Annotated in this window: 12 protein-coding genes; 7 read left to right on the top strand and 5 right to left on the bottom strand. The window is 34.9% G+C overall.

All coding sequences use genetic code 11. From position 1 onward, the window contains the following. Window positions 1-7: 7 nt before the first annotated feature. Window positions 8-622, bottom strand: a complete 615-nt coding sequence (locus GQR94_RS08815; RefSeq protein ID WP_158975147.1) for a MarC family protein — start codon at window positions 620-622, stop codon at window positions 8-10. 177 nt (window positions 623-799) lie between these two features. Between GQR94_RS08815 and GQR94_RS08810 the strand changes: the two genes are divergently transcribed. Then, on the top strand, window positions 800-1396 hold the full coding sequence (locus tag GQR94_RS08810; RefSeq protein WP_158975146.1) for a fasciclin domain-containing protein: 597 nt from the start codon (window positions 800-802) through the stop codon (window positions 1394-1396). A 43-nt stretch (window positions 1397-1439) separates the two neighbouring features. Here GQR94_RS08810 and GQR94_RS08805 read toward each other — a convergent pair whose 3' ends face one another. Both GQR94_RS08805 and GQR94_RS08800 read right to left on the bottom strand, forming a co-directional pair. After that, a complete protein-coding gene (locus tag GQR94_RS08805; protein WP_158975145.1) occupies window positions 1440-2255 on the bottom strand; it encodes an amidohydrolase family protein in 816 nt (271 codons plus the stop codon). A gap of 9 nt (window positions 2256-2264) precedes the next feature. After that, window positions 2265-3560 (bottom strand): aminopeptidase P family protein, encoded by a 1296-nt coding sequence (locus GQR94_RS08800; protein WP_158975144.1) that lies wholly within the window; start codon window positions 3558-3560, stop codon window positions 2265-2267. A 228-nt stretch (window positions 3561-3788) separates the two neighbouring features. On the opposite strand from GQR94_RS08800, the gene GQR94_RS08795 reads away from it, so the two are divergent. From GQR94_RS08795 to GQR94_RS08770, 6 genes are all read left to right on the top strand, one after another. Further along, window positions 3789-6635 (top strand): glycosyl hydrolase, encoded by a 2847-nt coding sequence (locus GQR94_RS08795; protein WP_199271551.1) that lies wholly within the window; start codon window positions 3789-3791, stop codon window positions 6633-6635. Window positions 6636-6647: 12 nt separating this feature from the next. Further along, the gene (locus GQR94_RS08790) at window positions 6648-6986 is read left to right on the top strand and encodes a cupin domain-containing protein (protein WP_158975142.1); all 339 of its coding nucleotides are present in this window, start codon (window positions 6648-6650) and stop codon (window positions 6984-6986) included. Window positions 6987-6996: 10 nt separating this feature from the next. Beyond that, window positions 6997-7383, top strand: a complete 387-nt coding sequence (locus GQR94_RS08785; RefSeq protein ID WP_158975141.1) for a DUF2721 domain-containing protein — start codon at window positions 6997-6999, stop codon at window positions 7381-7383. A 542-nt stretch (window positions 7384-7925) separates the two neighbouring features. Beyond that, window positions 7926-8603: a succinate dehydrogenase cytochrome b subunit gene (locus GQR94_RS08780; RefSeq protein WP_158975140.1), complete on the top strand. Its 678-nt coding sequence runs from the start codon at window positions 7926-7928 to the stop codon at window positions 8601-8603. An 11-nt stretch (window positions 8604-8614) separates the two neighbouring features. After that, window positions 8615-10630 (top strand): fumarate reductase/succinate dehydrogenase flavoprotein subunit, encoded by a 2016-nt coding sequence (locus GQR94_RS08775; protein ID WP_158975139.1) that lies wholly within the window; start codon window positions 8615-8617, stop codon window positions 10628-10630. 64 nt (window positions 10631-10694) lie between these two features. Continuing rightward, window positions 10695-11435 carry a succinate dehydrogenase/fumarate reductase iron-sulfur subunit gene (locus GQR94_RS08770; RefSeq protein ID WP_158975138.1) on the top strand — a complete coding sequence of 247 codons (741 nt, stop codon included), beginning with the start codon at window positions 10695-10697 and terminating at the stop codon, window positions 11433-11435. A 76-nt stretch (window positions 11436-11511) separates the two neighbouring features. Here GQR94_RS08770 and GQR94_RS08765 read toward each other — a convergent pair whose 3' ends face one another. Continuing rightward, window positions 11512-13575 (bottom strand): OmpA family protein, encoded by a 2064-nt coding sequence (locus tag GQR94_RS08765; protein ID WP_158975137.1) that lies wholly within the window; start codon window positions 13573-13575, stop codon window positions 11512-11514. Between the two features lie 10 nt (window positions 13576-13585). Continuing rightward, on the bottom strand, window positions 13586-14500 hold the full coding sequence (locus tag GQR94_RS08760; protein WP_074537350.1) for a type IX secretion system membrane protein PorP/SprF: 915 nt from the start codon (window positions 14498-14500) through the stop codon (window positions 13586-13588). Window positions 14501-14508 lie beyond the last annotated feature (8 nt).

Here is a 14508-nt window from a genome sequence, read left to right as displayed (position 1 = left end):
TCACAAATTAATGTAGTATAGTAAAGAACTCTTTTAAACCTGTTAAAATACTTTGGATAGCGTAAGATGCCAAGATCAGCCCCATTACTTTACTAATCACTGTAATCCCATATTCGCCAACTTTTTCCTGAACTACATTAGCAGCCAATAGCAGTAAACATGTCAAGGCTACCACAATTAACACTAAAATTGTAGTTATGGCTTGTTGCTCTACCGAGTAAATATTATTGTTTGTCATTAACACTACCGCCATAATTGCTCCCGGCGATGCAATGGAAGGAATCGCAATCGGAAAAATGGAAACATGCTTATAATCTTTAATCTGATTTTTTTCATTTTCGGGTTTTCCATCACCAAAGATCATTGTTAAAGCAAATAGAAAAAGAATAACACCCCCAGAAATTTGAAATGCATCTAAAGAAACTTCCATTCCTTCTAAAATTAATTGACCAATCCCGATAAAAAAAAGTAAGATTACAAAAGCTATTAATGATGCTCTTACCGCTATTTTTCTTTTATGTTTTTTATCAAAATTTTTGGTTGCTTCTAAATAAACAGGCACTGAGCCCAAAGGGTCAATAACTGCAATTAGAAAAAATATCGTTGTAATTATTTCTTTCATATGTTCGTTTACAATAGAATAAAATCGGATTTCTGGGCGAAAATATCTATTTTAGATAAGGCGTCAAAGTAAAAGTGCGCCCCGTATTTAGTTAAACTCTTCATAAAGGTAATTTAAAAGCAAACCTTAAAGAGGAAAACTCCGTAGATATGACATAATCAAACAAAGTAGTTCTTCATGATAACCAATGCATTTTTAAAATCTATATCCTTATCAGTCTTTATCCTAGCTGCAAATTTCTCTTTTGGGCAAGATATGTCAACGAAAAAGGATAAGGAAATAGAAGAAGAAACAAAAAATATTGAAAACCTAGAGACACATCCCTATAAAGATATTGTTTCCAATACACAAAATTCTAAAGATCATACTCTTTTATCGGCCGCTATAATTGCTGCAGATCTTAAACAAACATTACAAGGCGAAGGACCTTATACCGTCTTTGCTCCAACCGATACTGCTTTTGAAAAATTATCAAAAGGCACTCTAAACGGATTATTAGAGAATGAAAATAAAGAAAAACTGCAATCCATATTAACATACCATGTTTTGGTTGGAAAATATACCTCAGAAGATTTAATCAAAGCGGTAAAAAAAGGAAAAGGAAAAACAGAATTTAAAACGTTGAATGGCAAAATTTTAAAAGCGATGTTTGACGGTAAAAACCTAAAGCTTATAGATGAAACAGGCCACATGGCCACTGTAACTATTATTGATGCTAAGCAGTCTAATGGCTTTATACATGTTATTGATACGGTATTGTCTCCTGGACTATAAATTTTACACTTTTATAAAAAAACGACCCGCTATGGGTCGTTTTTTATTTTTTCAACTTAGAAATATCAATCTTATACAATTCTGCAGCGTTCTGCCAAAGAATTAATTCTTTCTTATCTTCAGGAATATTCAAGTGCTTCATGAATTTTAAATATGATTTCATATTAGAGATGGGCCAATCTGTACCATAAAGTAAATACTTTGGATTCCCTGCATACGTAATCATTTCTTCGATACCTTTCTTCATGTATTTCTCAAATTTGGTAGAAAAATCACCCAATACCAATCCAGAAATATCTGCATACACATTCTTATTCTTATAGACTACTTCCATACAATCTTTAATCCACGGATTTCCTACATGGCAAATAACAATCTTCAAGTCTGGATAATCTACAGCCAAATCATCAATATGAATAGGATGAGAATATTTAATTCTACCCGTTGGCGCATAGGTATCTCCTGAATGAAACATTACTGGAACATCATACTCTAATGCCATTTCATACACCACTTTTAACCGAATATCGTTCGGATAAAAAGGCTCATATCCAGGATAAAATTTCAAGGCCTTTATCAGTCCTTGCTCCAAATAATCGCCTATTTCTCTTAAGTCTCTATACGTATAATTAAGGTAGCTTATACCTGCTACAACCCCCAAATTATCTCTCCCACTTATGGCCTCAACGACTTGCTTTGTACTTGGCCTGTGTTCATTTACCTTATAGGAGGTTAGAACCAAAGAATAATCTACGTTATTCTCAATCATGGTCTGTGTAAGCTTATCTAAACACTCTTCAAGAGAAACTACACGATCTTCATGGTAGTTATTTATATGCGTATGAACATCTATAATCATTGGAAAACATTAGTTTTTATTCATTAAATTTTCAATCTCGTCTGCTTCGATAGGAATGTTTTGCATCAAATTAAAGGGAGCTCCTTTTTCTTGAATTACGACATCATCTTCTAAACGAATTCCCATATTTTCATTTGGAATATAAATTCCTGGCTCCACCGTAAATACCATATTTGCTTTCATTGGTGTTTTTAACGCACCGTAATCATGGGTATTTAATCCTATATGGTGACTCGTACCATGCATGAAGTATTTTTTATAAGCTGGCCATTCTGGATTTTCATTTTTCACATCTGCCTTATCGAGTAATTTAAGTCCGATTAATTCCGAAGTCATTATTTTACCCACTTCTTTATGATATTCTGACCAGATAGTTCCTGGAACCAACATATTAGTTGCTTCATTTTTAACACGTAGGACAGCATCGTACACTTCTCTTTGTCTTGGCGTAAATTTTCCACTAACAGGAATGGTTCTAGTCAAATCACTTGAGTAGTTGGCATATTCCGCTGCGACATCCATCAAAATTAAATCGCCCGCTTTACATTGCTGGTTGTTCTCTATATAATGAAGTACATTGGCATTATTTCCTGATGCTATAATTGGGGTATACGCAAAACCTTTAGATCTATTGCGAATAAATTCATACAAGAGTTCTGCTTCAATTTCATACTCCCATACATCTGGCTTAACAAAACCAAGCAATCTTCTAAATCCTTTTTCTGTGATATTACAAGCCGTTTGCATTAACGCCAATTCTTCCGGTTCTTTTACGCCTCTAATTTCCTGTAAAATAGGATTGCTTTTTGCATATTGATGTGCAGGGAATTGTAATTTACATTTCTGAATAAAACGGTCTTCTCTGGTTTGCGTTTCTACCGCTTGGCGGTAATGCTCATTAGTATTAAAATAGATTGTACTTGCTTCCGTCATCAAATCGAAGAAAATCTTTTCAAAATCGGACAACCAGTATACTGTTTCTATCCCAGAAACCAAAGTTGCCTTTTCTTTCGTCAGTTTCTCTCCTTCCCAAACCGCAATATGCTCATTTGTTTCACGAACAAAAAGTACTTCGCGGTGTTTCTTATTTAAGGCATCAGGAAATAAAACTAAAATAGTTTCTTCTTGATCTGCTCCCGAAAGGTAAAATATATCTCGGTGTTGCTCAAAAGGCATTGTGGCATCTGCACTTATAGGATACACATCGTTAGAGTTAAAAACAGCTATACTTTTAGGAAGCATAGCTGCCATAAATTTCTTTCTGTTTTTTATAAAAAGTGAATTTTTTATTAAATCGTATTTCATTTGTAAAAGATATTTTTTTATTAAAATCAGCTATACATTGCCGCGACATATAAATCGTAAGAATTGCGAATTAAAACGCCTATAACTTTTAATCACTTCAAAAGTAAGAATTAATACACACAAGCCCCTGTTAATAGAAAGGTAATATTTTCTCATTTAAAGTCAAGTCCTTGTAATCTTTACGCTAGATTTCTTAACTTTCCGATGACTAATTACAACCAACACATTATGAACAAATTTTTAGGCTTACCCCTATTCCTTTCTGCTACGTTTATTTTTGCACAAAACGCTCCTTCAAGCTCAGAAGATATTGCAAATGCATTGCGCCAAAAAGAACAATTAACAAATAGTTCCATTGTAAAAAACATACCTTTTACCAATGTAGGCCCTACTGTAATGAGTGGGCGCGTCGTAGATGTTGATGTGAACCCCAAAAACCCTACAGAATTTTACGTAGGTTATGCCTCTGGAGGCGTTTGGCACACGAAGAACAATGGCACCACCTTTATTCCTATTTTAGACAATGCTCCCACTCAAAATGTAGGTGATATTGCTGTAGACTGGAATAATGGTATTATCTGGGTAGGTACTGGAGAAAATAACGCTTCCAGATCTTCTTATGCCGGAATTGGTATCTTAAAATCTACAGATCAAGGAAAAACATGGGAAAATGCTGGCTTATTAGATTCTCAACATATCGGAAGAATACTTATAAACCCTAACAATGCAGACGATGTAATTGTTGGCGCTACCGGTCATTTGTATTCTGACAATGAAGAACGTGGAATTTACAAAACAACAGATGGCGGTAAATCCTGGAAAAAAACCCTATTTGTTAATACTACGACAGGTGTTATAGATGTTGCTTTTGCTCCTAATAATTTTAACATCATGTACGCGGCCACATGGGAAAAAGGTAGAAAGGCATGGGATTTCATAGGGAATGGCAATGGTTCAGGAATTTACAAAAGTACCGACGCAGGTACTACTTGGACAAAAGTAACTACACCTACAAGCGGCTTTCCTACTGGCGAAGGTGTCGGCAGAATTGGTCTAGCTGTTTTTGATGAAAATACCGTTTATGCTGTTCATGACAACCAATCTAGAAGAGAAAAATTAGCATCATTAAAAAAATCTGAGGGATTAACGAAAGAAGATTTTAAGTCGATGACCGCCGACGATCTTTTAAAAATAGAAGACAAAAAACTAAACGAGTACCTGAAAACTAATGGTTTTCAAGAAAAATACCGAGCAGATAATGTAAAACAATTGGTGCGTAGCGGAAGTGTAAAACCAATAGATTTAGCGAAATATTTAGAAGACGCCAACTCCATGCTTTTTGATACCCCAGTAATTGGCGCAGAAGTCTACAGAAGTAATGATGGAGGAATTACATGGGAAAAACAAAACGAAAATTACATAGATGATTTGTTTTACAGCTATGGATATTACTTTGCTCAAATAAATGTAGACCCTAGCAATGTTGATAAAATCTATCTTGCTGGAGTACCTATCATCAGGTCCGATGATGGCGGAAAAACCTATATTTCTATTAATGGTGATAATGTTCATGCGGATCATCATGCATTATGGGTAAACCCTAAAATGTCTGGTCATTTAATAAATGGAAATGATGGTGGCGTAAATATCTCCTACGATGATGGCGCCAATTGGATTAAAAGCAACACTCCTGCCGTGGGCCAATTCTATGCTATTAATGTCGATAACGAAAAACCCTATAATATCTATGGCGGTCTTCAAGACAATGGCGTCTGGAAAGGTCCGAATACAGCAGAAGAAAGCACAGCTTGGCATCAAACTGGAGATTATCCTTGGAAATCTATTTTGGGTGGAGACGGTATGCAAGTTCAAATAGATAACCGGAATGCGAATATTATATATACTGGTTTTCAGTTTGGAAACTACTTTCGTTTAGATTTAGAAAACAAAAAACGAGATTATATTCAGCCTAAACACGAATTGGGAGAAACACCTTACCGTTTTAATTGGCAAACTCCTATTCTACTATCTTCTCACAATCAAGACATACTTTACTTAGGAGGCAATAAATTACATAGGTCCCTAAACCAAGGAACAGATTGGGAAACCATATCTACAGATTTAACCAACGGAGGCAAAGAAGGCAATGTAGCTTTTGGAACTTTAACTACCCTATCAGAATCTCCATTTAAATTCGGCTTAATCTATACGGGTAGTGACGATGGTTTGGTATATATGACACAAAATGGTGGCGGTAGCTGGGATAACATCGCTAACTCATTACCAAAAAACCTTTGGGTGACACGAGTCCTCGCTTCCAAACATAAAAAAGAACGCATTTACGCCACTTTAAATGGATACCGAAGTGATGATTTTGAGGCTTATATTTACGTAAGTGACGATTTTGGAAAAACATGGCAAGACATTGCCAATAATATCCCTTCTTCTCCTGTAAATGTTATTATAGAAGACCCTGAAAACGAAAATTTATTATTTGTTGGAACAGACAATGGCTTATATATATCCTTAAACAGAGGTGAATCTTGGGAAGTTTTTCAAAACGACATCCCCAATGTTGCGATTCACGATTTAGTCATTCAACCCGAAGCAAAACATTTAATCGTAGGTACTCACGGGCGTAGTATTTATAAGGCCGATATTAGTAATTTACAGAAAATGACTTCTGAGATACTCCTTAAAGAGATACATGTTTTTCAGCCAGAAAATATTAAGTATTCTACTAGATGGGGATCTTCTTGGAGTACTTGGGGCGAACCACAAACACCAGGTTTAGATCTTAGTTTTTTCACAAATACTCCAGAAACCTTAGAAGCGAGCATACTTGCAAGCAATGGTGTAGAAGTAAGCAACACTTCAATACAAACAGATAAAGGGTTTAATCTATTGTCTTACGATTTAGCGTTTTCTAAATCTGGAAAATCAGCATATCTAAAGAAGGTGAAAACCGAATTAAAAGAAGCCAATAATGGTAAAACATATTTGCCAAAAGGAAAATACACTGTTAAGTTAACGGGGAAAGGGATAAAAGAAGTAATTGCTTTCGAGATTGAATAGTAAACAACAGAAATGAAAATATCTAAAACTACGGCACTACCAGAACTTGGCGTTTCTCATAATACAGAAATCAAAAAGAAAGTATTTATAGCTAAGGGAGAAATTCCTCAGCTTATGATGTATGGTAGTGCCGTATTTACACCAGGACAGTCTGTAGAATTACACAAACACGATACCATGTTTGAAGTATTCTACATTCAAAGTGGTAAAGCAGAATTTACAGTAAATTCTAAAAAGTTCATCGTAGAAAAAGGAGACTGCATCACTATTGAACCTGGTGAAATTCATGCACAACACAATCCTTTTGACGAAAATGTAGAATGGCTATATTTTGGAGTCGCCACCGATTAATTATTGAATTATGGATTTAACATTAGGTATTCCTGCTTTACTTTTCCCAGCAATTTCACTAACCATGCTAGCATACAACGCACGGTATTTAGCCATTGCTGCGTTGATAAGACAACTGCATCAAAAATATCAAGAAACGGCATCATCATCTGTTAGTTTACAAGTTCAAAAACTTAGAAAACGTCTAGTGATCATTAAAAACATGCAAGCAGTGGCTATTTTCAGCTTCCTTTTAGCAGTAATTAGCATGTTTTTAATTTATGTTCAACTAGATTTTTGGGCAAAACTAGTTTTCGGAATAAGCCTTTTAGCCTTAATGACCTCGCTTATCTTGTCATTTATAGAAGTGCAACTATCAACCAAAGCATTGTCTATTCAATTGAAAGATTTGGAGTGATTTGCTGTATAGGCAAGAGCGGTACTCGCGCAGGTAAGTCTACTTTTTAATTTTGAGAAAAATAGTAGGCAAAAGTTAATTTTCTCTTGCTATTCGTTCGCCATTAATAGAAAAGGTTTTTAATAACTATACTTACTGTTTTTTCTGATTTATAGGAATTAAAATTAAGGTCAATTGATTCTACCCAACTTTAATTGCAAATAGTCAAACAACCAAACAGACGACCCAAATTTGTTTTTTTAACTTTGAAATCCTATATCTTAAATTCAAAATTGGTTTTAGTGTAAATTTTATCCTTAAAAACACCTCTTGCGCATCAAATTAAGCAATTAAAAAACCTGCAATAGATTATTCGCTTTGTTTTTTGGAAGAAGATTTTCGTTGCGAAGCATAAATTTCAAACGTTTTAGTAGCATTTAGTAATAAATCTCCAAAGTGGTCAACCAATTACTTATTCTGATTCTAAATAAGAGTAGGATTTATTAGTAAAGTTTGTTAATAACTTGTCAGTACTGTAAATTTGTAAAAAAAACTAACAACTAATGAGCGGATTTTTCAAATCTTCGATTGGTAGAAAGTATGCCATGGCACTTTCTGCTTTCTTCTTAATGTTTTTTCTACTTCAGCATTTTGCAATTAATATTTTATCGGTTTTTAGTCCAGATGCATTTAATGAAGCATCTCATTTTATGGGAACATTCTGGGCGGTACAATATCTATTGCAACCAATTTTAATTTTTGGAGTGATGTACCATTTTATAATGGGTTTCATTTTAGAAATTAAAAACAGAAATGCTAGAGTAGCAAAATACGCTAAGAATAATGGAGCAGCTAATTCTAGCTGGATGAGTAGAAACATGATTTATAGCGGATTGGCTATTTTAGCCTTTTTAGTGCTTCACTTTATTGATTTCTGGCTTCCAGAAATTAATACTAAATATATTCAAGGCGATATGTCTGGATTATTAGCAGATGGTGAAGGTTTCCGTTATTATGAAGAATTAACGCATAAGTTCGTGAATCCACTAAGGGTTGGCGCTTATGTTATTGCATTTGTATTTTTATCGTTACACCTTATGCACGGTTTCAGTTCTGCATTCCAATCTGCAGGTGTTTCGTCTATGAGAAAAGAAAAATTACAAATTTTCGGTAAAGCGTATGCTATTATAATTCCTTTAGGATTTATAATAATTGCCCTTTTTCATCATTTTAATCATTAATACTATTACTTATGTCTGTATTAGACTCAAAAGTACCAAAAGGCTCATTAAAGGATAAATGGACCGATTATAAAAATCATATTGATTTAGTTAACCCTGCAAACAAGCGTAATATTGATGTTATTGTTGTTGGAACGGGTTTAGCTGGTGGTTCTGCCGCTGCTACTTTAGCAGAGCTTGGCTATAACGTTAAAACATTTTGTTACCAAGATTCTCCACGTAGAGCACACTCAATTGCTGCACAAGGAGGTATTAACGCAGCAAAAAACTATCAAGGAGATGGCGATTCTACCTACCGTTTATTTTATGACACGGTAAAAGGTGGAGATTACCGTTCTCGTGAAGCTAACGTGTACCGATTAGCAGAAGTTTCTGGAAATATCATTGACCAATGTGTTGCACAAGGAGTTCCGTTTGCACGTGATTATGGTGGATTATTAGACAACCGTTCCTTTGGTGGTGTATTAGTTTCTCGTACTTTTTATGCAAAAGGACAAACTGGACAACAATTATTATTAGGGGCATATTCTGCAATGAATAGACAAATTGCACGTGGTAAAATTACCCCGTTCAACCGTCATGAAATGCTAGATGTTGTTAAGGTTGACGGTAAAGCAAGAGGTATTATTGCACGTGACTTAGTTACAGGAAAAATAGAACGCCACTCTGCACATGCGGTTGTTATTGCTTCTGGAGGATACGGAAATGTATATTTCTTATCTACCAATGCAATGGGATCTAACGCTACCGCAGCTTGGAAAATACACAAAAAAGGAGCATTTTTTGCAAACCCTTGTTATACGCAAATTCACCCAACGTGTATTCCACGTTCTGGTGATTATCAATCTAAATTAACCTTAATGTCGGAGTCATTACGTAATGATGGTCGTATTTGGGTTCCTAAAAATTTAGAGGATGTAATGGCAATTCGCGAAGGAAAGAAAAAGCCAACAGATTTATCTGAAGACCAAAGAGATTACTACTTAGAGCGTCGTTACCCAGCGTTTGGTAACTTGGTACCACGTGATGTGGCATCAAGAGCTGCGAAAGAACGTTGTGATGCTGGATATGGCGTAAATGCAACTGGCGAAGCTGTTTATTTAGATTTTGCAACTGCCATACAACGTTATGGTGTTGAGCAAGCAAAAATCCATAATATTGAAAATGCTTCTGCTGAAAAATTATATGAATTAGGTGCAGCTATTGTAAAAGCTAAATACGGAAACCTTTTCCAGATGTACGAAAAAATCGTAGATCAAGATCCGTACAAAACACCAATGATGATTTACCCTGCTGTTCACTATACTATGGGTGGTGTTTGGGTAGATTACAACTTAATGACTACTGTTCAAGGTTTATACTGTATTGGTGAAGCTAACTTCTCTGATCACGGTGCAAACAGACTTGGAGCTTCTGCCTTAATGCAAGGTCTGGCCGATGGATATTTTGTATTGCCATACACGATTGGCGATTATCTTTCTCACGAAATTAGAACAGGAAAAATTCCAACGAATACTCCTGAGTTCGATGAAGCGGAAAAATCTGTAACCGATAAAATTGATTTCTTTATCAATAATAAAGGGTCTCACTCTGTTGATTATTACCATAAGAAATTAGGTAAAATCATGTGGGATAAATGTGGAATGTCTCGTAACGCTGCAGGTTTAACAGAAGCCATGGCAGAAATTAAAGCTTTACGTGAAGATTTCTATAAAAACGTAAGTGTTCCTGGAACATCAGACGAACTAAATGCCGAACTTGAAAAAGCTGGTCGTGTGGCTGACTTCTTAGAATTAGGAGAGTTATTTGCTAAAGATGCGCTTGAGAGAGACGAATCTTGTGGTGGACACTTTAGAGAAGAGTCCGTTGAACTAGATGGCGAACAAAAAGGAGAAGCGAAACGTAATGACAAAGATTTTGCATTTGTTTCTGCTTGGGAATTTAAAGGCGAGCCCTCTGATGCTGTTTTACATAAAGAGCAGTTAGAGTTCAAAGAGATAGAATTAAAACAAAGAAGTTATAAATAATAGTATTGAGCTATTACACGTGATACCTATCACTCTATAATACTCATTACTCAATACTTAAAATATGAATCTGACATTAAAAATTTGGAGACAGAAAAATGCCCAAGCTAAGGGTAAAATGGTCGATTATAAAGTGACAGAGATATCTGAACACATGTCTTTCTTAGAAATGATGGATGTGTTAAACGAACAATTAATCAATAAAGGTGAAGAGCCTGTTTCTTTTGATCATGATTGTCGTGAAGGTATCTGCGGAATGTGTTCTATGTTTATTAATGGCGAAGCACACGGACCAGATAGAGGTGTAACTACTTGTCAATTACACATGCGTATGTTCAAAGATGGAGACACTATTACTATAGAGCCATTTAGAGCAAAAGCTTTTCCTGTAATAAAAGATTTAGTTGTTGATAGAAGTGCTTTTGACCGTATACAGCATGCGGGTGGCTATATTTCTGTAAACACATCTGGAAATACTCAAGACGCTAACGGAACTCCTATTTCTAAGCATGCAGCCGATGAAGCTATGGATTCTGCTACTTGTATTGGTTGTGGTGCTTGTGTAGCAAGTTGTAAAAATGCTTCTGCAATGCTTTTTGTTGGTGCAAAAGTATCTCAATACGCTTTATTACCACAAGGCCAAGTAGAAGCCACAGATCGTGTTAAAAACATGGTTGCACAAATGGACTTAGAAGGTTTTGGAAACTGTACAAATACTGGAGCTTGTGAAGTTGAATGTCCTAAAGGAATTTCTTTAGAAAACATTGCACGTATGAACAGAGAATTATTAAAAGCGAACGTTTAAAAAAAGCTTTTTTTTACATACAAAAAAACCCAAGCATTACTGCTTGGGTTTTTAATTACGCTATTTTTAAGTTGTATTACATTTTTACAATTATAAATTCTGATCGTCTGTTTAACTCATGCTTCTCACGAGTACATTTAACGCTACCATCACAATCATTTAATAACCTATCCTCACCATACCCAATTGCACTTTCTATACGGTCTGCATCAATACCCTGAGATATGATATAATCTCTTGATGATTTCGCACGCTTATCCGATAAGTATCTATTATATTCACTAGCACCACGACTATCCGTATGGGATTCTATTTTAATAACCATTTCTGGGTATTCCGTCATTACTTCAACTAATTTATCTAACTCTTTTGAAGCATCGTCTCGAATAAATGATTTATCAAAATCAAAATAAATCATATCTGTCTTAAGTTTTCTTATTCCGTCATCAATTACTATAAGTTCTTTTAGCTTTTTCAATGAAACATCAACCATCTCTGTTTCATTTAATGTAGTCATGACCTCCTTAACATCTTGAAAAAATTCTTTTCTATTTGTTTTGATACTATATTTCTTATTCCCGTCAAGATCTTCAAAAACAAAACTACCATCTTCAGCTGTTTCTACTTCCTTAAGCTTAATATTGTTTTCGTCCAAAAGCATCACTAGAGCTTTAGGCATAACATCACCTGTCACCAATTCTGTTACCACACCAGCAATAGCTGTATGGGTTACCTCTTCCAGCGCTAAACGTTGAAAGGAGTAAATATCATCATCACCTTTTCCACCCGCACGGTTAGAAGCAAAATATCCTTTCTGACTCTCCTCACTGACAATATAAGAGAAATCATCTTTATTACTGTTTACAGGAACCCCTACATTCTTAACTTCCTGAAAACCATCAACGTCATAAGAAGCTTCAAAAACATCTAGACCACCAAGTCCGGCATGCCCATCTGATGAAAAGTAAATTTTCTTGTCTGTAACAAATGGAAACATTTCTCTTTTCTCCGTATTAATTTCAGGACCTAAATTTCTAGGGGTAGAATAAGTACCATCTTCCAAAACATCAACAACAAAAATATCTGAAGCACCTAAACTCCCCGGCATATCAGAAACGAAATACAATAATTTACCATCAGGACTTAAGGCCGGATGCCCCGTAGAATAACTATCACTATTAAAAGGAAGTTCTTTAGGTTCTGCCCAATCATCACCAACCTTAACAGACGTATAGATTTTCAAGTGATTAACACCATTTTTATCTCGCTTTAGCTTTTTACCGTAATTATTACGTGTAAAGTACATAGTTTCATTATCTGGAGAAAACGTAACAGAAGCCTCGTGATATTTAGAATTTATCTTTTTGGAAAATTTAATAGCACTTTTTAAATCTGCAGACTCCTCGTTTATCTTAGAAACATATAAATCTAAAAACGGCTGATCATTCCATTTATACTTGCGCGTAACAAAGACCGATGAATCTAATGAAGAAGAAAATACCACCTTATCATTATCATAAAACATAGGCGAAAAATCTGAATATTCAGAGTTTATAGCCACATTATCTATCGTAAAACGAGCATCACCATTAATGATTTTATCTAAGGCAACCTCTTCCCTTGGAGCATTAAAAGCATATGTATTTTGAGTATCTTCCTTTTGCATCTTTTCATACAAACGCATAAACCTTTTAGCTTTACTATATTTACCATTACCTTTTAGTGTATGGGAATACTTAAAGTAATTATCTGCCGTCATCTTACTTTCGTATTCATTATATAGAATATTATACCAGTAATAAGCCTTTTCCATATTCGTATTGAAATAATAAGAATCACCAATTTTTTTTAGCAAGATTGATGAGTAATTATTCTTATCTGACAGAACCTTTTCATAAGTTTCAGCGGCCTCAGCATACCACATCTTATTAAAATAGTAGTCTGCTTTTTGTACTAACCTACTATTATTTGGAAGATCTAATTTCTCGCTATCTTCTTTCAGAGAATTGAGCATTTCAATATTTACAGCTTCTATTGGAACAGTAATATTTTGAGCAACACTGTTGCCAGGACTACTAATCTCTTGCGCATAGCTAGCAAAATGAAATAGCATTGTTAAGGATATAAGTAATTTTTTCATAGTAGGTTAATTAGAAAAATCTTGGGGATTTTAAAATTGTTTGTAAGGATAAAAACTGATATCTCAAGAATATTTCATGCGTACCAGAATTATACCGCGTTAAGTTATTGGTCGTAAAATCATAGGCATAGCCCATGCTGAATTGCGGAGTAATCTGAAAACCCATCAAGGCACTTATAGATTCATCCCACCTATAGTTAACGCCAAAATTAACTTTTTCGTATAATAAGAAATTTGCTGATGTGTCAACAGTAAGAGGCGCTCCGTTAACATGTTTAGCAAAAACAGAAGGCTTAAACTTTAATTTCCGATTCAGATCAAAAACATAACCAGCGATGAAATAATAATGCACTTTTTCAGAAGCTTCTTCTTCTTCAATCTCATCATAACGTAAATTAGTGATTATATTTGGGACTGAAACTCCTAAATAAGATCTATCAGTATAGTAAAAAATACCAGCTCCTATAGTAGGCAATATTTTACTATTAACATTTTGATTGAACACCGCATCTTGATCTCTATACAAACCTTTTGACCAGTCCAAACTAAACATCCTTATACCAGCTTTCACACCAAGCCCAAGCCTATCTCCTCTCCTATTTAAAATTAATTGATGCGCATAATTTCCATCAATAAATGTTTCTTGGGAAGGACCAATATCATCTTGGATTACTGAAAGTCCAATTCCATCAAATAGACCTATAGGTGAATCTATACCTAATGATATTGTTCGTGGTGCACCATCAATACCTACCCATTGATCTCTATACAAACTTAATACAGCCATATGTCCTCTTGAACCCGCGTAACCGGGATTAACAGTCATTGTATTATAGTTGTAAAGCGTAAATTGCGGGTCTTGCTGACCTTGAACACAATACACAAACAACAATAGTGCAACAGTTAATATCTTATTTCTAATCATATTTTTCT

This window comes from Cellulophaga sp. L1A9 (assembly GCF_009797025.1).
Lineage (GTDB): Bacteria > Bacteroidota > Bacteroidia > Flavobacteriales > Flavobacteriaceae > Cellulophaga.
The sequence above is the reverse complement of the archived record's forward strand: the minus strand, read 5'-3'. Positions and strand labels throughout refer to the sequence as shown.